Here is an 18,562-nt window from a genome sequence, read left to right as displayed (position 1 = left end):
GTTCCTCGACGCTGGAGCCTATTCCAGGCGCAGGACCGCTTCCACGGCTTCCTGCATTTCCGGGGCACCAGGGGCGACGGCGGAGGCGAAGCGTCCGACAATCTCGCCGCTGTCGGTGATGAGGAACTTCTCGAAGTTCCAGCCGATATCCTCGCCCAGCTCGCCGTCCTGGAACCGGGTCAAGGCGGCGTACAGGGGATGCCGGCCGGGGCCGTTGACGTCGGTCTTGGCCGTCAGCGGGAAGGTGACGCCGAAGTTCCGCGAGCAGAACTCGGCAATCTCCTCGTTGGTGCCCGGTTCCTGCCCGGCGAAGGAGTTGCTGGGTACGCCGAGGATGGCGAAGTTCCGCCGCTCGTAGGTTTCGTAGAGGGCCTGCAGCCCCTCGTACTGCGAGGTGAAACCGCAGCGGGAAGCCACGTTCACCACCAGTACGGCCTTGCCGCGGAACAGCTCGCCGAAAGTCGTTTCGGTGCCGTCCAGCATAGTCAGGGGAATGTCGTACAAGTTGTCGGATGAAACGGTGTTCTCCACGGTATCCCTTTCGATAGTCCTGGTTCCATTGCATCCCATCCCCGAGCGGAACACCCAATTTCGAGCTCGGATGCCTACCCCCTGCAACCTAGCGACGTGATTCATCGCACTTCGTAACACTCGGTCTCAACTTGACAGGCCCGGTGATAGCTTGCCGATATGAGTGCGATTCCCGAGTCAATTCCTGTCCTGGACCTGAGTACGGCACGCAGTGCCGACGGCTCCTTCAACCCCGGATTCATCGACCAGCTGCGTGATGCCACGCACCGGATCGGGTTCTTCCAGCTGGTCGGATACGGCGCTGCCCAGACCCGGGTGGATGATCTGTTCGAGATCACCAAGCGGTTCTTTGAGCTGCCGCTCGAGGACCGGCTGGCCTTGGACAACCGCAATTCCCCGCACTTCCGCGGCTACACCCGGCTCGGCACCGAGATCACCAAGGGCCGCCCCGATGCCCGGGAGCAGGTGGACTTCGGTCCCGAACGCGCACCGGTTGCGGACTACCCGGCGGACCAGCCGTACTGGCTGGTACAGGGACCTAACCAGTTCCCGGACCAGGTGCTGCCCGAGCTGCGGGCCGCTGTCATGGACTGGGCGGAAGACATGAGCTGGGTCGGTGCGGAGCTGCTCAGTGCCATTGCCGTGTCCCTGGGGTTGCCGGAGGACCACTTCGCCGAACCCTTCGAGGAGACCCCGGCCTGGATGGCCAAGCTCATCCACTACGTGGGCGGCGTCGTCAAGGAAGCCGGCACCCAGGGCGTCGGGGCCCATGCCGATTACGGCTTCATCACCCTGCTGCTGCAGGACTCGGTGGGCGGGCTGGAAGTGAAACCGCACGAGTCCGAAACCTGGCTTCCGGTGGAACCCATCCCCGGCGCACTGGTGGTGAATCTCGGCGAAATGCTCGAGGTGGCCACCCAGGGGTATCTCTCGGCAACTATCCACCGTGTCCTGGCTCCGGCCCCCGGAGTGGACCGCTACGCCATTCCGTTCTTCTGGTCGCCGCGGCTGGATACGGTGATCGACCCCGTAGAGCTTCCGGCAGAGCTGGCTGCGCAGTCCCGCGGCATTTCGGATGACCCGGACAACCCCATGCTGGCCTCCTACGGCGCCAATGTCCTGAAGGGCTGGCTGCGGGCCCACCCGCAGGTGGCCCAGCTGCACCATCCGGAGCTTGTGGGCAAGTAGGAGCCGTTCCGGGGCAGTTGACGGTATTGTCGGCACCCTCACCAACCTCAGGAGAAACCATGAAAGTCCTCGTTACCGGCGCCTCCGGAAAAGTAGGCCGCGCCGTCACCCAAGCCATGTTGGACGCCGGGCACGAGGTTCTGACCACCGACCTCTCGCAGCCGAATTTCGAACGCAAACTGCCGGGAACCCCTCAGTACATGCGGGCCGACCTCACCAATGCAGGTGAGGCGTTCGCCGTCGTCCGCGGCGCGGAGGCCGTGGTGCATGTGGCCGCGATCCCGGAGCCCACGGGCCATCCCCCGCATGTCGTGTTCCAGAACAACCTGATGGCAACGTTCAACATCCTGGAAGCCGCAGTCCGCTTCGGGGTAAAGCGCTTCGTCTACATTTCCAGTGAAACGGTGCCCGGGTTCTTCTTCCCCGAACGCGATTTCCTCCCCGAGTACGCGCCGGTGGACGAAGACCATCCGGTGCATCCCCAGGACCCGTACGCGCTCTCCAAGCACTTCGGGGAACAGCTCATGGACGCCGCGGTTGCCCGCTCCGACATCCGGTGTATCTCCATCCGGCCTAGCTGGGTGCAGTTCGAAGGGAACTATGAACTGAACCTCGGGCCCCAGGTCCGCGACAGCTCGGTGCTGAGCCCCGGTTTGTGGAGCTACGTGGACGTGTACGACCTGGCCGACGCGATTGTGCTCGCCACCGAATCGGATCTGCCCGGGCACGAGGTCTTCTACATTGCATCGCCGGACAACGTGGGCGGCCACGACTTTGCGCAGGTCCTGGCGAAGCACTACGGCGACACGATTGAGCTCCGAGGCCTCGACCGCCCGGATGCCTCCGGGATTTCCAGCGCGAAAGCCCACAGGATGCTTGGCTGGGAGCCGAAGCGGTCCTGGCGGGATTATCTGGACAACGAAGGCAACACGCTGCGGAACTAAGCCGGCTGCGGAAGTGGGAACCATGCGGTTCTCGCTTCCGCTTTCAGTTGGGCAGGGGCGCTAGCCGACGGCGCCGGCTCCCGTCGTGCCCGAATGCTCCTCCTCCGGGCCCTCCACGATTTCCGGGTTCTGCACGTTGTCCGTGTACCACTCGGTGAGGGCGGGGTCGCCGCTCTCAAAGTCGGCACCGGCGCCTTCGGCCTCCGGCACGTGCGCGGTGCCGAAGACGAAGTCGTCTCCGTGCTCGTCGATGCCGCGGCGCACGCCGCCGCTGATGGCCTCCAGGGCATAGCGGCGCCGGATCATCAGGGGGTCGTTGCGCAGGTCCTTGGCCCAGGAAACCATCACGCCGACGAGGATGATGGTGAACGGCAGGGCACAGGTCACCATGATGGCCTGGAGCCCCGAGAGGGCGTTGCGCCCCCCGGCCAGCAGCAGGAACATGGCGATCAGCCCGAGTGCCGCCGACCAGATGATGGTCACGGATTTCGAGGGCACGGGCCGGCCCGACTGCGACATCGAGCCCATGACATTGGCGGCCGAGTCTGCGGCGGTGACGAAGAAGACCAGAATCGCGAGCATGCACACGATGGGGGTCACGGAGCTGAAGGGCAGGTTGGCCAGCAGATCGAACATGACGTTCTCTCCGGTGCCCTTCACGGCCAGGTCCTGCCCGTTCCGGTTCATCCAAATGGCGGTACCGCCGAAGACCGTGTACCAGCAGACGGAGATGGTCAAGGGAACGAAGACGACGACGGTGACGAACTGGCGTAGGGTGCGGCCCTTGGAGATCTTGGCGATGAACATTCCCACGAACGGCGACCAGGAGATCCACCATGCCCAGTACAGGGTGGTCCAGCCGGTCAGGAATTCCTCCTGCTCGGTGCCCTGGCCGGCGAAGACGGTCAGCATGTCCGGCAGGTTGCCGACAAACGCAATGAGCGAGGCCGGCAGCAGATCGAGCAGGAAGAACGTCGGCCCGGCCAGCAGGACAAAGAGCGTCAACAGAATGACCAGGGTCATGTTGAGGTTGGAGAGCAGCCGGATACCCTTCTTGATGCCGGCGACCGCGGAGATGGTGAAGACAACCGTCAGGATGCTGATGGCGGCGACGACGAAGCCGTTGCCCAGCTCCCGGCCCGTGATGAACGAGACTCCGGTGCGGATTTGGAGCGCGCCGATGCCCAGCGAGGTTGCGGTGCCGAACAGGGTAACCAGCACGGCGGAAACGTCGATGATTTTTCCCAGCACCCGGTTGTTGCCATCGGGGAAGACCGGTTCGAACAGCGACGAAATCAACGGCAGACGGCCGCGCCGGAACGAGGCGTAGGCCAGGGCGCCGCCCACCAGGGCGTAGATGACCCAGGCCAGACTGGCCTGGTGCAGGAAGGTGGTTGTCATGGCCGGCAGGATGGCGGCGGAAGTTCCGGCTTCGGCATCAGTCGAGGGCGGCGGGGAGAGGAAATGGCTGAGCGGTTCCATCGGACCGTAGAAGATCAGCGCGATACCCAGGCCAGCCGCGAACAGCATGGAGATCCAGGACGTCGTGGAGTACTCCGGTGTGCTGTCATCCGCCCCCAGCCGGATCTTGCCGGTCGGCCCGAAGCCGACCACCAGCATGAAGATTGCGGCGGCAACCATGGTGGCGTTAAACAGCCAACCGAAATGCACAACCACCCAGCTCTGTATTCCGGTGCCCACGGAACTGAGGTTGTCGGGCGCAAAAATCGCCCACGCCAGAACGGCGAGAGAGATGGCCATGGCGGAAATGAACACACTGCGCCGGGTCGGATAGCTGACTCCGGTGTCCTCGACACTGATACCCGGGACCAGCCCGGGATGGAGGCTAAGCGCCGGGGCGGAAGCGGCGGTACGCAGCGCCTTTTTGACGCGTTCGACAGGGCGGCTGGCCGCCTTTCGCACCGGAGACCCGGTCACGCTCGAATTGTCGGTACGGCCTGGGACGTGCTCTGGTGGTGAAGACTCGGAATTCATAACGTTAAACTTTAGTGTATAAAACGCCAATTACAGTAAATTATGGATTGCAGCGGCACCCTCTCGGTCGAGCCCGCGAGGCAATGATACCGCGGCAGGACCGACCAAGCGAAAGCGCTCGACCGATGCTCTGTCGACGGCCCTGCACCGCGAAAGTATTACACTTTACGCACCGATGGAATCACCGAAATAGCAAAAGTCCTGATATCGATATCCCTTTTTAATTTATTTTGATAATTCACAATTCAAGCCAGCCGAATATCGCCATCGCGTATCTACCGTTGACTCGCTCCGGCCCCGCCCCTAGGCTGTCGGGCAAGCCGGAGCGGCACCGCTGTTTCCATCCCATGACGGTCCCCCGGTGACCGAAAGGCTTCGACATGCCGCTGTACGCCTACCGCTGTGCTGCCGTCGAGTCAGGTAGGCCCGCCTGCCCGGACTTCGAGGTCCGGCTGGCCATGGGCTCCGCCCCCGCTTCGCTCCCGTGCCCCGGCTGCGGGGCACCCGCCCGGCGGCGCTTCACCGCTCCGAATCTCTCGCATTCTTCCTCCGGCACGTACCGGCTGATCGAGTCCACGGAGCGCAGCGCCTCGGAACCCGCCGTCGTCCGCACCCCCGGCTCCGGTGCCCGTCCGGCTCGCGCTGTCACGCTCAATCCGCTCCACCGCAGGCTGCCCCGCCCCGATTGAAACCACCAAAGCCCGTCCGTTAGAGGAGAAGCCATGCCCAAGGCCGTCTTTCCACTTGATTCCGCCAGGACGTTCGAAGACCAGGAAAAGCTGGGGCACAACCGGTGGCACCCTGAAATCCCGCCGGTGGAAGTACTGAAGCCGGGCGAGTCCTTCCGGGTGGACTGCCGCGAGTGGTTCGACGGCGCCATCGTCAACGACGACTCCGCCGAGGACATCCTGAATGCCCCGCTGCTGACCGTACACAAGCTCAGCGGTCCGTTCGCTGTGGAGGGTGCCCGCCCCGGCGACCTGCTGGTGGTGGACATCCTCAACGTCGGGCCCATTCCGCAGGAGGACTCCGGCCCGCTGGCCGGCCAGGGCTGGGGCTACACGGGGATCTTCGCGAAGGAGAACGGCGGCGGGTTCCTCACCGAGCAGTTCCCGGACGCCTATAAGGCGGTCTGGGATTTCACCGGCCAAACGGCCACCTCACGGCACATCCCCGGCGTCTCCTTCACGGGGCTGATCCATCCGGGGCTGATGGGGACCGCGCCGTCGGCGGACCTCCTCGCGACATGGAACCGGCGGGAAGGGGACCTGATCGCCACCGACCCGCAGCGGGTTCCGCCGCTGGCCCTGCCGCCGGAGGCCGAACATGCCGTCCTCGGTAGCCTGCCGCGGGACCAGTGGAAGCGGGTGGGCGCTGAAGCCGCCCGCACTGCGCCGCCGCGAGAGAACGGCGGCAACCAGGACATCAAGAACCTGTCCAAGGGCAGCCGGATCTTCTACCCGGTGTTTGTCGACGGCGCGAACCTTTCGGTCGGTGACCTGCACTTTTCCCAGGGCGACGGCGAAATCACCTTCTGCGGCGCCATTGAAATGGGCGGTTTCATTGATCTCCGGGTGGAGATCATCAAGGGCGGCATGGAGACCTACGGGGTGTCGGAGAACGCAATCTTCATGCCGGGCACCGTGGAGCCGCAGTTCAGCGAGTGGCTGGCATTTTCAGGCACCTCGGTGACGCTCGACGGCGAGCAGCGTTACCTCGACTCGCACCTGTCCTACCAGCGGGCCTGCCTGCACGCGATCGACTACCTGACCAAGTTCGGTTACAGCCCGGAACAGGCCTATCTGCTGCTCGGCGCCGCACCGATTGAAGGGCGCCTGTCCGGAGTGGTGGACATCCCGAATTCGTGCTCCACCGTGTACCTTCCGACGTCGATTTTCGACTTCGACATCCGGCCCTCTGCTGCCGGGCCGTTCCGGATCGATCCGGGCATCGGCGCGCCGCACGCCAGCCGCCGATGAGCGCCGGACGCGCCTGAGCCGAGCGCTCCGGGCGCGCCCGACGCCGGCACTTCCAGGCCGCCTGAGGCCGGCGCGTTTACGGCGTACACAACGGCGGTAAAGTACCACTGTGAATACCAAAACCTTCCCCCACCTCATGGCCCCGGGGCGCATGGGCCCCATGGAAACGCACAACCGCATTGTCCTGCCCGCCATGGACATGAACGTCTCCGAGCACGGTGAAATCGAACAGACCGAGATCGACCACTATGTGTCCCGCGCGGCGGGCGGTGCCGGCCTGATCATCACCGGTGCGTGCGCCATCGCGTTCCCGCACGGCGCTGCGTCCATGAAGGAGCCGGGCCTGTCCGATGACAAGTACATTCCCGGCCTCAAGGCGCTGGCCGACGCCGTCCACGCCGCCGGCAGCAAGCTCTGCATCCAGTCCACCCACCACGGCAAGGTGGCCCGCGTCGACACCGCCAACGACCGCCCGGTGCTGGCCCCGAACCAGCCGGACTACTCCTACGACATGTCCGCCTTGGCCGACAGCACCCGGGAAGAGCTCGGCAAGATGGGCGCCGCGACCGCCGGCAAGCAGACGTCCTACAAGGAGATGACGGCCGAGGACATCGCCTGGCTGGTGAAGACCTGGGCCGACGCCGCCGAACGCATCGCCAAGGCCGACGCCGACGCCATCGAAATCCATGTGGCGCACGGCTACATCCTCGGCGTCTTCCTGAACCAGCGCGACAACCTCCGCACGGACGAATACGGCGGTTCCCTGGAAAACCGTGCCCGGCTGGCCTGCGAAGTGATCAGTGCCGTCAAGGAACGGGTCGGCGACCGGCTGGCCATCCTCGTCCGCGTTGCCGGCGAGGAATACGGACAGGAAGGCGGCCTGACCCTAGACGAGGCCGTCCAGGCGTCGCAGCTGTTCGAGCAGGCCGGTGCCGACGCCATCCACGTCACCGGCTGGGGACGCAACCCGTTCGACAACTTCACCGACGGCCCGCTGCCCAACAAGGTGGGCGCCTACCTGGAGAACGCCTCGGAAATCAAGAAGCACGTGAGCGTCCCCGTGATCGCCGTCGGCCGGATGCTGCCGGAGGTCTCCGAGAAGGCACTGGCCGCCGGGCAGATCGACTTCGCCGCCATGGGACGCCAGCTCCTGGCCGACCCGGAGCTGCCGAACAAGCTGCGTGACGGCAAGTTCGACCAGGTCCGCCCCTGCATCAACTGCTACCTCTGCGTTGCGGAGAACTTCTTCGATGACACCCCCTTCTGTGCGGTCAACCCGGCACTGGGCAACGAGGCCCTGCTGCCGCTGAAGCCCGCCTCCGCGACCAAGCACGTCGTCGTCGTCGGCGCCGGCCCTGCGGGACTGGAGAGCGCCCGCGTGCTCACCGAACGCGGCCACCGGGTCACCATTGTGGACAAGTCGGACCGGCTCGGCGGCACCATGTGGTTCTCCACCATGACCACCCCCGACAATGAACGCCTGCTGAAGTGGTTCAAGGCCGAAATCCGGCGCCTGAACATTGCGGTGAAGCTGAACACTCCGGCCACGGTGGAGTCCATCAAGGCACTGCACCCTGACCACGTGATTGTGGCTACCGGTGCGGTCCGGCCCAAGCCGGACTTCCCGGGTGGCGACCTGCCGAACGTGCAGACCGGCGACACCCTGCGGGCCATGATGCTCGGAACCGCCACCGCCGAGGAAGCGGGAGCGGTGCTGAGCACCCTCGGCAAGCTCGGCCGGCTTTCCGGTGTCACCAAGAGCCCCGAGTTCGTGCGCCAGTTCACCAAGTTCTGGCTGCCCATGGGCAAGGACGTAGTGGTCATCGGCGGCTCCCTCGTCGGTCTGGAACTCTCCGAATTCCTTGCCGAGCGCGGACGCAACGTGACGCTGCTGCATGAGAAGCAGCAGCTGGGCCTGCCGCTGGCCATGCCGCGCCGCTGGACCGCGGTGAAGGACGCCACCAACCACGGCGTGAAGATCCACCGCAATGTTGCCATCACCCGGATCACGGAAAAGACGGTCGAGTGGACTGAGGGTGGGGAAAGCTTCTCCGCTCCCGCAGCCATGGTGGTCTACGCGGACGGCACGACGTCGGCGGCTCCCCTTGCGGACGAGCTGCGGGCCTCGGACATCTCCTGCGATGTCGTCGGCGACGCCGGCGCGGTCAACTACATCCACGGCGCCATCCACTCTTCCTGGAAGGTGACCACCGAGCTCTAGGTTCCCTCGAGTTCAGTGCTGCTGCGTCCTTCAGAGGGCGTGGAACCCGGCAGGCCGCGGGCGAGGCGGCCTGCCGGCGCCGTTAGGGGGCGGCTGAGGCGTCCGCCGGCTAGGACGGCTGCGGCCTCGTATGGCCGAGCGTCCAGTCCAGTGCATAGTCCGCCACCGCTTCCCACCCCGGTTCGGCGCAGGTCCAATGCGCGCGGCCGTCAAACTCGTGATAGTCCGTGAGCGCGGGCGATTTAGCCCAGTGCCTTGCATTGGATTTGTTCACGGACGGGGGCATGATGTGGTCTTCACTTCCTCCGATGAACAGCAGCGGAGCCCTGTCGACGGAGTAATCGACCCATGTTTCCTGATGCCCGGGCTGGAAGTTCGCGAGCAGTCCGTACGCCCACACCCAGTTCCCGGGCGCGGCAATCGCATACCGTTCGTAGGCGGCGTCGGAGTCCTCCCGGCTGAGCGTGTTGGCGAAGGCATAGTGCCATTCCGCAGGTGTGAATCCCACGGCTTTATGAAAGTTCGCCGGGTTCTTCAGTGCGGGAAAGAGGGAGCGGGCCTGGGACAGCGGAGTGACCCTCACGCCTTCGGTCGGCGCTGAGTTGATGGCAGCACCGGCAAAACCCAAACCTCGAGCGAGGAGCATCTGCGTTAGGAGCCCTCCGAAGGAGTGCCCCATGATGATGGGCGGACGGGGCAGCGCCTCTATGACACCAGCCAAATGATCCAGGGTTTCCGGCACGGTGAGCGATGCAATGACGTCGGGATTTTCCCGCAGCGCCTCCACCTCAATGTCGAATCCCGGGTACGCGGGCGTCAGGACCGTGAAACCCTTCTCCTGGTAATAGGGCTTCCATTCTTCCCAGCTTCGAGGGGTAACCCAGAGTCCGTGAACCAGCACGATGGTGTCCGGGGCGCTGGAACCATCCATGGCGTTCCTTTCGGGGCTCCGTGGGATGGGCAGGAAATGAACGTATACCGCAGAATAGGCGGGCGTCCGGGGAGAGGACAACGCTGCGGTCCGGTTTCGGTGCGGGCGGGCACCTATTACGGCGAAGGCAGTCGCTTATGCCTGCTCAATCCAGCCTGGAGCATCCGGCCTGGATTGTACTGGGCGGTTCAGAAAGGCGGTACCGAGTCTGGCAAGGAATCCTTTTGCCCTGCGCCCGCTGCCTGCTGGTCATCCAGCGGATCGGTTATTTGTTCGGCAGCCGGTCCGGGCGGGCCGAGTTCCAGGAACGGTTCTGTCCGGTAAACCCGGCCGGTCGGTGAGGTCCACTCGATGACTCCGGGGGCGGGTTGGCAGGCTTTCCAATGACCGAGCGTCTTGAACCGGTGGTGGCGTCGGCACAAATGTTCGAGGTTGCCATGCTCTGTCGGTCCGCCTCGGGCCCAGTCGATGGTGTGGTCGATGTCCGAGGTTGCTGTGCTGACCCGGCAACCGGGGAACCTGCAGGTCCCGTCCCGTGCCCGCAGCCAGCGCCTTAGTCCTGCCGGGACCTTTCGCCGCCGGCCGACACCCAGGATCTCCCCTGTCTTTGGGTCCTGGGCCAATCCGGTCCAGCCCACAGCGTTGCGCGCCAGCCTGCGGGCTTCTTCGGCGCTGATAGGGCCGTAGCCGTGCAGCTCTGCCGGCTGGTCGTCGGCACCGAAGAGGGTTTCGGCGTTGATCAGGACCATGATTTCTGCCCGAGGAACGATGTCCCCGTCCGGACCGGACCGGCGAACGGGAACGCCGTTCCTGCCGCCCATCAACAGCTGCGCCAGGATGTCCGCACGCAGCTGATCCGTGGTCCGCGGATCCCCTCCCGCCTGCTCACCGCGGGCGGCAGTGCTCAGTGCGGTGTAGATCTGCTGGGCTTCTGCGGCCCGGAGCCAGGCCGACAGGCAGGACATGCCATCCTCGTCCCGGTCCAAAGCGACTTTCCGTTGCTCAAAGGCCGTCAGGTGCCTGCTGCTGACGGCCTGCGGGAACTTCCTTTCCCGCAGCCTGCGGGCCTTGGCCCAGAACTGTGCCCGCGTCCGGCCTTCCGCAGCCTGCAGCAGGTCCGCCTCGAACCCGGGCAGCTTTTCTGCGGGAACGTTCTGGCATTGGTCCAGGACCACCTGCGCGTGCCGGTACGAGAGCCGTCCCTCTTCCAACCCGGACAGCGTGGCGGTATGGGTGCGGCACAGCCGGCCGGCTTCGCTCAGCAGCCGCTGGCCGGTCACCTGCGGAACGTTCAAAATGGCGGCGCATTCCGCCGCCGCAAGGCTGAACGCCATACCGGGTTCGACCCTGCCGGAGGCGGTATGAAAGTCCTCCCGGACGATTTGTTCCATCCGGTTCACCAGGCGGGCCTGCTGTGCCTGCGTCCATGCGAGCAGGTGCGCCAGCCGGCCGAGAGCCTCGCCGACCATCTGCCCGTCGAACGATTCCAGGTTCTGCAAGGCCAAGGTTCCGGTGAAACCGTCCGGGAAGGCACCAGTAGTACTGCCTGCAGCGGTCCCGGTCTCCGCCAGTTCCGCCCTGTACACAGCCAGAGTGGCAGGAGAACAGGGCGGCTCGGCATCACCCGCCGCGCCTCCCGGCTGCCGGCTGGCCCCGCTCTGCTCGTCGGCTGTCGATTCGGTATTTCCGAGCTGATCCATACCTCAGGATTTCATCCGGCACTGACATTTCAGCCCCAAAATCGGGCCGAAAACGACCGCCAGAAAAACCAAAAATACCTGTCTTTTGCGCTCGATTACCTGCCCCGCCGCGACGTCGTCGTTCGACACGGCGAGGAGGCCCAGGGCCAGTGACGACACGGCATTTGTCCTCACTCCGAATGTTCCGCGAACCCTCTTGACGAGCCCCCGGTGTCAATCTAAGTTGACGGCCATGGAAGACCAATCCCGCATGGCTGCAGCAGCGGCCAGTCCCGATCCGGCCACCGGGCTGCGCGCCGTCGTCGCCCTCGGAAGACTGCGCGACCAGCTCGAGGCCGTTCAAGTCGCCAACGCCCGGGCGCAGGGCTGGTCCTGGCAGGCCATCGCCGACCAGCTCGGCATCAGCAAACAGGCAGTGCACCAGAAGTACAACCGGAAAGCGAAGTAACGCCATGTTTGAACGGTTCACTCAGCAAGCGCGCCAAAGCGTGATCTCGGCCCAGGAAGAGGCCCGCACCTTGGAAGCGGCACAGATCCTTCCCGTGCATCTGCTCCTCGGCACCGTTTCCGCAGCCGAAGCCACCACTCCCCGACTGGCCTCCGTACTGGCCGAATCGGGGCTCACGGCCGCGCAGCTGCGCGAGGAACTGCAGGCGCAGGGACCGGAATCCGGGCACAACGACGCCGCCGCCCTGGAATCCGTGGGGATCGACCTGGATGAGGTCCGCCGGGCCGTCGATGCACAGTTCGGCGAGGGCGCCCTGGACGCCGCCGCCGGTCCGACCCCGCGGCGTCGTCGTCTCTTCGGCTCCGTTAAAGGCGGGCACCTGCCCTTCAGCAGCGGGGCGAAAGCTGTGCTGACGGACAGCCTGCGCGAATCAACGGCCCGGAAGGACGGCTACATCGGGACGGAACATCTCCTGTTGGGATTGTTGCGCGGCGCCGACCCTGCAGCCATGTCCCTGATCAGCAGGCATGTCGCCCCCGAAGAGCTCCGGGCGCGGATCCTTGGCACGTTGGACGCCGCTGCGTAGGGCTCACCAGTCGGCCAGCTTCGTGTTCGGAGCGAACGTTCCCTACCGGCCGGCCAGGCCATGAAGCTGCGTTGTCCGTCAGGGGAACGGGGCTCAGGCGCGGCCGAGCACCGCCACCAGGAAATCCGACTCGGGCGTAAACGGCCGCAGGTCCCACGTCGCGAACCGCTGCTGCGCCTCGAGTCCCGCAGCGGCAGCGTCGTCAAAGAACGCATCGAACGCGTAGCCGCGGTTTCCACCGAACCCAATGACCACGCGGCCATCGGCTGCCAGGTGCTCACGCATCCGGTTCAGGACGTCGACGGCGGTGCCCGGCGCCAGGAAGGTCATCACGTTGCCGGCACAGACAATCAGGTCGAACGGTTCGGTGACCCCCTCTGCCGGCAGGTCCAGTTCGGCGAGGTCTCCCACGAACCACTGCAGGTCCGGGAAGTCCTGCCGGGCGGCCTCGATCAGTTCCGGATCAACGTCGACGCCGACGACGGCGTGCCCCCGCCTTGCGAGTTCGCCGCCCACCCGGCCGGGGCCGCAGCCGGCGTCCAGGATCCGGGCGCCCCGGGGCAGCATCGCGTCGATCAGCCGGGCTTCGCCGTCGAGGTCCTGCCCCTGCTCCCGCATGGCTTCGAACCGCGAGATGTACCAGGCGGAGTGCCCGGGATTCTGCCGCTTTTTTGCTTCCCAGAGAGTTTCGTTTCGCATGGTTCCAGCCTACGTGGCCGGATACGGCCGCTGGCGGCCGGTTCCCCCACCGGGGCTGACCGGCCACCAGCGGTTTTGACGGCCTAGGCCTGGACGGCCTTCTTGGCCTTGCGGTGCTGCCCCATCGACTTGAAGAAGGCGCTCGAGGGAGCCAGGAACAGGAGCACGGCCGCGGCCAGCGACAGCAGCACGGAAACGAGCGTCACCCAGGCTGTCTCATAAACCGTCACGAGGCTCGCGAAGAACTGCACCCGCGCGTTCAGTGCGGTGAACACCACGACGACGATCAGGACTATGCGGGCCCAGCCCAGGCCCATCCGCGACAGCAGCGCAATCGCTGCGAGGATGACGGCGGTAACGAGCCCCGACACGACATAACCGGCGATTTCCCCGGCGATCCAGATCGGAACGTTGTCCGGCCCCAGCCCGTTCTCGATGTAGGACTTGTGCTCGTCCTTGTTCACGGCCATGATCCCCACCGGGATCCGGATAAGGACCAAAGCCGCAGCTGCGATCAGCAGCCAGAAGGCGGTCTCCACGGTCTTCGGCCGCGCCGGAGCCGGTGCGTGCGCTGCCGGCTGGACTCCTGCGTAGGCGTTGTGGTTGGCGTCCTGCGCCATTTTCTCCGACATGCTTCCCCCATAAAAGCTGGCTGGTTCCGCGGCGGTTTGCCGCGGCGGTAGGTAGCCTATCCGACAGCATGCTGACTTTCCACGCGGCGCCGGCTCCGCCGGGTTTTACGGAACCTGCGGTGCCAGCCATGCACCCCGGCGCATCACCCGGCGAAGTGCCAGGTCCGCATCCAGGACGAGCAGGTCCGCTGCAGCGCCGGCCATCAGCTGCCCCGCCCGCTGCTCGATTCCGAGCACCCGGGCCGGGACCATAGCGGCGGAGGTGACGGCATCGTGGAGGTCCACTCCGGCCCGCACGGTATTGCGGATCAGGTCCAGCATGGAAGCGGTCCCGCCGGCAATCGCACCGGTGGCCGAAACCCGGGCCGTGCCCTGCTGCACGGTGACTGCTGCCGGGCCAAGGCGGTAGTCTCCGTCGCTGAGCCCCGCCGCAGCCATCGAGTCCGTCACCAGGGCAATATTCTCCGCGCCCAGCAGTTCGAACATCATCACCACCAGTGCGGGATCCAGATGGACATTGTCGGCGATGAGCTCGACGACGGCGCCGCCCGCCTTCGCCGCCCGCAGGCAGGAGGAAACCGCACCCGGCGCCCGGTGATGCAGCGGATCCATGCCGTTGAACATGTGCGTGACCGTTGGGCGGGACGCGGTCCGCGATGCGGCCAGTGCCCGCCGGGAACGGGCGAGGGACTGCTCGGCCTGGGCCGGAGAACAGGCGGTGTGGCCCAGCGACGGGACCACGCCCCGGCCGGCCAGCAGGTCCACGAGCTGGTCCGCGCCGGGCAGCTCGGGGGCGTACGTCATACTGCGCAGGTGGCCGCGCGCGGCGGAAAGGCATTGCCGGGCCAAGGCAAGGTCCGGGTCCAGCAGCCACCGGGGATCCTGCGCGCCGCAGCGGGCTGCCGCCAGAAACGGGCCTTCCATATGGATTCCGGCAATAAGTTCCTTCTCGGCCGGCTCCGCCAGCACCTCCAGCTGCGCCAGCAGCTCATGAGGAGCAGTAGTGACCAGGCTGGCCAAAAACGTGGTGGTTCCGGCCGCATGCAGTGCAGCAATTCCACGGGACATCTCTTCCGCATCCGCGCTGGAGAAGTCCACTCCGTAGCCGCCGTGGCAGTGCAGATCGATCAGCCCCGGCAGCAGGACCTCACCGGGGGCCAGGTCTACCCGCCGGTCTCCGGGCCGGGGCTCGAATCCTTCGGACGGTCCTGCGTACGCGAGCGCGGACCCCGCCACCGCAACCGTGGCATCCTCCAGTGTCGCTCCACCGATGACTGCCCGCCCACGCAGGACGGTGCGGGAAGGTGCGGGTGCCGATGGGCTTGCGGTCACAGAAAGTTCCGTTCGGTTGCGGCTGCAGGAAAGGGTAGTCAGTTGCGCTGATCCAGAAGCGAGGCAGCGCCGTCGTCGGCAAGGACGGTGACGTTGCCGTGCAGCTGCAGCACCGACGCCGGGCAGTCCGGCGTCACTGGCCCGGTCAGGGCACGCGCCAGTGCCTCGGCCTTGTCCCGCCCCCGGGCGATGAGCAGCAGGTGCCGGGCCTGAAGGATGGTTCCGAGCCCCTGGGTGAGGCAGTGTGTCGGCACTTCCTCGAGGGAGTCGAAGAAGCGCCGGTTGGCTCGGCGGGTATCTTCGGTGAGGGTTTCCACCCGCGTGCGTGAGTCCAGTGCGGCTCCGGGCTCGTTGAAGGCCAGATGGCCGTTGCGGCCGATTCCCAGAATCTGCAGGTCGATACCGCCTGCATCGGCTATGGCCTGCTCGTACCGGGATCCGGCGTCCTGCAGGTTTTTTCCGTGCGGGTCCGGAACGTGGACGCGGCGGGGATCCAGACCCAGCGGACCGACGATTTCCCTGTGCAGCACCTCGGCATAGCTCTGCGGATGGCCGGGCGGCAGCCCCACATATTCGTCCAGCGCAAACCACGTCACCCTGCTGAAATCCCGGCCGCTGCCCGCCAGCGCGGCGTAGACCGGTGACGGAGACGAACCGGTCGCAACGCCGATCACGGGGGCGGAGCGAAGGTCCAGTGTTTCCAGGACCGCGCCGGCACCCGCCGGTCCGATGCCGGAGGGGTCGAGGCGCCGGATGTCCACGGCCGGGACGGGCTTCAGGGACCGGGCGGTCATGCGGCATCCCGCAATTTGGTCAGCTGGGTCCGGATACCGTCGAAGTGCCGCCGGAGGCGTTCGGCGGCCAGGTCCTTCTCGCCGGCCTTGACCGCCTCCAGGATTCCGCGGTGGACGGCTGCCGTTTCCACCAGGCTGACCTGCGGGTCCTCGCCGAGTTCCAGGTGAATCTTGCGGTAGACCTTCCAGAACACGGACATCAGGTTCAGGAGCAGCTCGTTGCCCAGCGGTTCGAACAGTTGGAAGTGGAACTTCTGGTCCACCTCGGTGAACCCTTCACCGCTGTTCGCCAGATCCTCCATGCGCTGCACCGTGGTTTCGATCTCGGCCAGGTGTTCCGGTGTCGACAGGTCCATGGCCTCACCGATCAGGCCCGCCTCCAGCGCCTGGCGGACATCCACAAGCTGCAGTGCTTCGTTACCTTCATGGCGCAGCGACAGCCGCCCACGGAAGGTCAGCCCGTCGGCCAGGGCATCGAAATTCGCCGGGGCAACAAACATGCCGAAACCGTGGCGGATTTCCACCACGCCCAGGGCCTGCAGCACCTTGAGCGCTTCACGCAGCGTATTCCGGCCGATCCCCAGTGCCTGGGTGAGTTCGGCCTCGGTGGGAAGGGCATCGCCCGCCTTGAGGTCGCGGTCGAGGATCAGTTCCATGATGTCCGCCTGGAGAGCGCGGGAACGGTTCTGGGCGCTGAACCGCGCCGGCGGAAGCGAGCCATCGGTCGGACTCATTCAGATCTCCTGGGGAAGTGGACTTCGTGAAAGACAGTAAAAGCTAAGGTCGAGCCTAGGTTATAGGATGTCCTACGTTTGGTGAAGACTTTCGAGGAACTCGCTTGACGTTGCGATGTGATGAACCTTACAGTTTCGGAACGACCATCGGACATCCTACGTCCGATAAGTGACATGGATGGGTGACGCGCAACGATGAGCAACACTTTTGAAACAAGCGGGGTCCTGAAGGAATCAAGCCGCCGCAACTTCCTCAAGCTGGCCGGGGTGATGGGAGCCGCCGCTGCTTTCGCCGGCTCGATTTCCGCCTGCAGCCCGGGCGGCGGCCCGGCTACCGGCGCCGGTACGGCCGCCGCCGAAGGCACCGGTTCCATCGAGGCCGGAATTTCCTACCAGCTCTCCACCGGGTTTGACCCGATGCTGTCCACGGGTGCCACACCGCAGGCCGCCAACCTGCACATCTTCGAAGGGCTGACCGAGCTGCATCCCGCGACCCGGGAGCGGTACCTCGCCCTCGCCGCGGAGGAACCGAAGATGGTGGACGACACCACGTACGAGGTGAAGCTGCGCAGCGGCGCGAAGTTCCACAACGGCGAACCGGTGACCACCGCCGACGTCGTGTTCTCCTTCCAGCGCGTCCTCGACCCGGCCAACAAGTCACTTTTCGCCGGGTTCATCCCCTTCATCGACACGGTGACCGCCAAGGACGACTCCACCGTCCAGTTCAAGCTCAAGTACCCGTTCCCGGGCTTCAGCGACCGCATCTCGGTCATCAAGGTGGTCCCCGAAGCCGCGGTCAAGGCCGATGCCGCGGGCTTCGACCTCAAGCCCATCGGTTCCGGCCCTTACAGCCTGGTGTCCGCGGTCAAGGAAGACCGCATCGTCTTCAAGAAGTTCGAGGACTACAACGGCAAGTACCCGGCCCGGGTGGCGGACATGACCTGGCTGCTGCTGGCCGATCCGGCTGCCCGTGTGGCCGCAGTACCCTCCCGGACCCAGGCCATCGAAGACGTTCCCTATCTGGACGTGGACCAGCTGGCGAGCAAGGTCGACGTCGAGTCGGTGCAGTCCTTCGGCCTGCTGTTCCTGATGTTCAACTGCGCCAAGTTCCCGGACAAGCGGGTCCGCCAGGCACTGCACTACGCCATCGATACGGACGCCGTCATCAGCAAGGCCCTGCTGGGCAACGCCACGGCCGCCTCCTCCTACTTCCAGGAGGGACACCCCTCCTACAGCAAGGCATCCACCGTGTTTGCCTACGACGCCGCCAAGGCGAAGTCCCTGCTGAAGGAAGCGGGGATGGAGAACATCACCATCACCCTGACCTCCACGGACACCGGTTGGGTGACCCGCGTGGTTCCCCTGATCAAGGAGTACTGGGACGCCGTCGGGGTCACCACCACCCTGGAAATCCTCCAGTCCGCCGCGGTCTACGCGCCGGAAAAGGTGGGCGGCAAGAACTTCGATGTGCTCTGCGCTCCCGGCGACCCCTCGGTCTTCGGCAACGACGGCGACATCCTGCTCAGCTGGTTCTACCGCGGCGCCACCTGGATGGAGGCCCGTGCCGGCTGGAACACCACGCCTGAGTTCGCCGCCGTGCAGGACAAGCTGGACCAGGCCGTCAAGGTGGAGCCGGAGAAGGCCAAGGGCATCCACGCCGAGGTCATCAACATCGTTTCCGAGGAAGCGCCGCTGTATCCGCTGTTCCACCGCAAGCTGCCCACCGCCTGGGACAGCAACGCACTCGACGGCTTCTCGCCGCTGCCCACCACCGGTGTCTCCTTCGTAGGCGTAGGACGCAAGTAGCGAGACCACCGACGGCGGGGCGCCTACCCAGGCGTCCCGCCG

Annotated in this window: 18 protein-coding genes; 8 read left to right on the top strand and 10 right to left on the bottom strand. The window is 65.6% G+C overall.

What is annotated here, in order from left to right; translation table 11 throughout:
- Window positions 1–18 precede the first annotated feature (18 nt).
- Window positions 19–531 carry a glutathione peroxidase gene (locus AC5RT8_RS15130; protein WP_494096542.1) on the bottom strand — a complete coding sequence of 171 codons (513 nt, stop codon included), beginning with the start codon at window positions 529–531 and terminating at the stop codon, window positions 19–21.
- A gap of 159 nt (window positions 532–690) precedes the next feature.
- On the opposite strand from AC5RT8_RS15130, the gene AC5RT8_RS15125 reads away from it, so the two are divergent.
- Complete coding sequence (locus tag AC5RT8_RS15125; protein WP_494096541.1) at window positions 691–1,719, top strand: isopenicillin N synthase family dioxygenase; 1,029 nt, start codon at window positions 691–693, stop codon at window positions 1,717–1,719.
- 59 nt (window positions 1,720–1,778) lie between these two features.
- Window positions 1,779–2,663: an NAD-dependent epimerase/dehydratase family protein gene (locus tag AC5RT8_RS15120; RefSeq protein WP_494096540.1), complete on the top strand. Its 885-nt coding sequence runs from the start codon at window positions 1,779–1,781 to the stop codon at window positions 2,661–2,663.
- 60 nt (window positions 2,664–2,723) lie between these two features.
- Here the strand turns inward: AC5RT8_RS15120 and AC5RT8_RS15115 are convergent, their stop codons facing one another.
- A complete protein-coding gene (locus AC5RT8_RS15115; RefSeq protein ID WP_494096539.1) occupies window positions 2,724–4,601 on the bottom strand; it encodes a BCCT family transporter in 1,878 nt (625 codons plus the stop codon).
- Between the two features lie 437 nt (window positions 4,602–5,038).
- Here AC5RT8_RS15115 and AC5RT8_RS15110 point away from each other — a divergent pair, with 437 nt between their 5' ends.
- The 3 genes from AC5RT8_RS15110 (at window position 5,039) to AC5RT8_RS15100 (ending at window position 8,858) form a co-directional block, all read left to right on the top strand.
- Complete coding sequence (locus AC5RT8_RS15110; RefSeq protein ID WP_494096538.1) at window positions 5,039–5,347, top strand: FmdB family zinc ribbon protein; 309 nt, start codon at window positions 5,039–5,041, stop codon at window positions 5,345–5,347.
- 33 nt (window positions 5,348–5,380) lie between these two features.
- The gene (fmdA, locus tag AC5RT8_RS15105; RefSeq protein WP_494096537.1) at window positions 5,381–6,637 is read left to right on the top strand and encodes a formamidase; all 1,257 of its coding nucleotides are present in this window, start codon (window positions 5,381–5,383) and stop codon (window positions 6,635–6,637) included.
- A 109-nt stretch (window positions 6,638–6,746) separates the two neighbouring features.
- Window positions 6,747–8,858, top strand: coding sequence for an FAD-dependent oxidoreductase (locus AC5RT8_RS15100; RefSeq protein WP_494096536.1), 2,112 nt, complete (start codon window positions 6,747–6,749; stop codon window positions 8,856–8,858).
- Between the two features lie 109 nt (window positions 8,859–8,967).
- On the opposite strand, the gene AC5RT8_RS15095 is transcribed toward AC5RT8_RS15100, so the two are convergent.
- The 3 genes from AC5RT8_RS15095 to AC5RT8_RS15085 all read right to left on the bottom strand — a co-directional run bounded on the left by AC5RT8_RS15095 (window position 8,968) and on the right by AC5RT8_RS15085 (window position 11,648).
- Window positions 8,968–9,789 carry an alpha/beta hydrolase gene (locus AC5RT8_RS15095; RefSeq protein WP_494096535.1) on the bottom strand — a complete coding sequence of 274 codons (822 nt, stop codon included), beginning with the start codon at window positions 9,787–9,789 and terminating at the stop codon, window positions 8,968–8,970.
- Between the two features lie 188 nt (window positions 9,790–9,977).
- Complete coding sequence (locus AC5RT8_RS15090) at window positions 9,978–11,489, bottom strand: HNH endonuclease (RefSeq protein WP_494096534.1); 1,512 nt, start codon at window positions 11,487–11,489, stop codon at window positions 9,978–9,980.
- A gap of 3 nt (window positions 11,490–11,492) precedes the next feature.
- Entirely contained in the window at window positions 11,493–11,648 is a 156-nt protein-coding gene (locus AC5RT8_RS15085) for a hypothetical protein (RefSeq protein ID WP_494096533.1), read from the bottom strand.
- A 73-nt stretch (window positions 11,649–11,721) separates the two neighbouring features.
- Between AC5RT8_RS15085 and AC5RT8_RS15080 the strand changes: the two genes are divergently transcribed.
- The gene (locus AC5RT8_RS15080) at window positions 11,722–11,937 is read left to right on the top strand and encodes a helix-turn-helix domain-containing protein (RefSeq protein ID WP_494096532.1); all 216 of its coding nucleotides are present in this window, start codon (window positions 11,722–11,724) and stop codon (window positions 11,935–11,937) included.
- Window positions 11,938–11,941: 4 nt separating this feature from the next.
- Window positions 11,942–12,523, top strand: a complete 582-nt coding sequence (locus AC5RT8_RS15075; protein WP_494096531.1) for a Clp protease N-terminal domain-containing protein — start codon at window positions 11,942–11,944, stop codon at window positions 12,521–12,523.
- Window positions 12,524–12,616: 93 nt separating this feature from the next.
- Here AC5RT8_RS15075 and AC5RT8_RS15070 read toward each other — a convergent pair whose 3' ends face one another.
- The 5 genes from AC5RT8_RS15070 to AC5RT8_RS15050 all read right to left on the bottom strand — a co-directional run bounded on the left by AC5RT8_RS15070 (window position 12,617) and on the right by AC5RT8_RS15050 (window position 16,714).
- Window positions 12,617–13,222, bottom strand: a complete 606-nt coding sequence (locus AC5RT8_RS15070; RefSeq protein WP_494096530.1) for a class I SAM-dependent methyltransferase — start codon at window positions 13,220–13,222, stop codon at window positions 12,617–12,619.
- Window positions 13,223–13,305: 83 nt separating this feature from the next.
- Complete coding sequence (locus AC5RT8_RS15065) at window positions 13,306–13,854, bottom strand: hypothetical protein (protein ID WP_494096529.1); 549 nt, start codon at window positions 13,852–13,854, stop codon at window positions 13,306–13,308.
- Between the two features lie 105 nt (window positions 13,855–13,959).
- Window positions 13,960–15,186: an N-acetylglucosamine-6-phosphate deacetylase gene (locus tag AC5RT8_RS15060; protein ID WP_494096528.1), complete on the bottom strand. Its 1,227-nt coding sequence runs from the start codon at window positions 15,184–15,186 to the stop codon at window positions 13,960–13,962.
- 38 nt (window positions 15,187–15,224) lie between these two features.
- Window positions 15,225–15,980 (bottom strand): glucosamine-6-phosphate deaminase, encoded by a 756-nt coding sequence (locus tag AC5RT8_RS15055; protein WP_494096527.1) that lies wholly within the window; start codon window positions 15,978–15,980, stop codon window positions 15,225–15,227.
- Window positions 15,977–16,714 carry a FadR/GntR family transcriptional regulator gene (locus AC5RT8_RS15050; protein ID WP_494096526.1) on the bottom strand — a complete coding sequence of 246 codons (738 nt, stop codon included), beginning with the start codon at window positions 16,712–16,714 and terminating at the stop codon, window positions 15,977–15,979. The genes AC5RT8_RS15055 and AC5RT8_RS15050 overlap by 4 nt, the downstream gene beginning before the upstream one ends.
- Window positions 16,715–16,909: 195 nt before the next feature.
- Between AC5RT8_RS15050 and AC5RT8_RS15045 the strand changes: the two genes are divergently transcribed.
- Window positions 16,910–18,520: an ABC transporter substrate-binding protein gene (locus AC5RT8_RS15045; RefSeq protein ID WP_494096525.1), complete on the top strand. Its 1,611-nt coding sequence runs from the start codon at window positions 16,910–16,912 to the stop codon at window positions 18,518–18,520.
- Window positions 18,521–18,562 lie beyond the last annotated feature (42 nt).

The sequence above is a fragment of the Arthrobacter sp. Ms25 genome (genome assembly GCF_059090365.1).
Note: the sequence above shows the minus strand (reverse complement) of the source record. Positions and strands in the feature narration are given on the sequence as shown.

Coding starts and splice junctions, on each gene's coding strand:
- AC5RT8_RS15125 (WP_494096541.1), top strand. CDS start 691: ATGAGTGCGATTCCCGAGTCAATTCCTGTCCTGGACCTGAGTACGGCA.
- AC5RT8_RS15045 (WP_494096525.1), top strand. CDS start 16,910: ATGAGCAACACTTTTGAAACAAGCGGGGTCCTGAAGGAATCAAGCCGC.
- AC5RT8_RS15050 (WP_494096526.1), bottom strand. CDS start 16,714: ATGAGTCCGACCGATGGCTCGCTTCCGCCGGCGCGGTTCAGCGCCCAG.
- AC5RT8_RS15095 (WP_494096535.1), bottom strand. CDS start 9,789: ATGGATGGTTCCAGCGCCCCGGACACCATCGTGCTGGTTCACGGACTC.
- AC5RT8_RS15090 (WP_494096534.1), bottom strand. CDS start 11,489: ATGGATCAGCTCGGAAATACCGAATCGACAGCCGACGAGCAGAGCGGG.
- AC5RT8_RS15065 (WP_494096529.1), bottom strand. CDS start 13,854: ATGTCGGAGAAAATGGCGCAGGACGCCAACCACAACGCCTACGCAGGA.
- AC5RT8_RS15120 (WP_494096540.1), top strand. CDS start 1,779: ATGAAAGTCCTCGTTACCGGCGCCTCCGGAAAAGTAGGCCGCGCCGTC.
- AC5RT8_RS15075 (WP_494096531.1), top strand. CDS start 11,942: ATGTTTGAACGGTTCACTCAGCAAGCGCGCCAAAGCGTGATCTCGGCC.
- AC5RT8_RS15070 (WP_494096530.1), bottom strand. CDS start 13,222: ATGCGAAACGAAACTCTCTGGGAAGCAAAAAAGCGGCAGAATCCCGGG.
- fmdA (WP_494096537.1), top strand. CDS start 5,381: ATGCCCAAGGCCGTCTTTCCACTTGATTCCGCCAGGACGTTCGAAGAC.
- AC5RT8_RS15110 (WP_494096538.1), top strand. CDS start 5,039: ATGCCGCTGTACGCCTACCGCTGTGCTGCCGTCGAGTCAGGTAGGCCC.
- AC5RT8_RS15080 (WP_494096532.1), top strand. CDS start 11,722: ATGGAAGACCAATCCCGCATGGCTGCAGCAGCGGCCAGTCCCGATCCG.
- AC5RT8_RS15055 (WP_494096527.1), bottom strand. CDS start 15,980: ATGACCGCCCGGTCCCTGAAGCCCGTCCCGGCCGTGGACATCCGGCGC.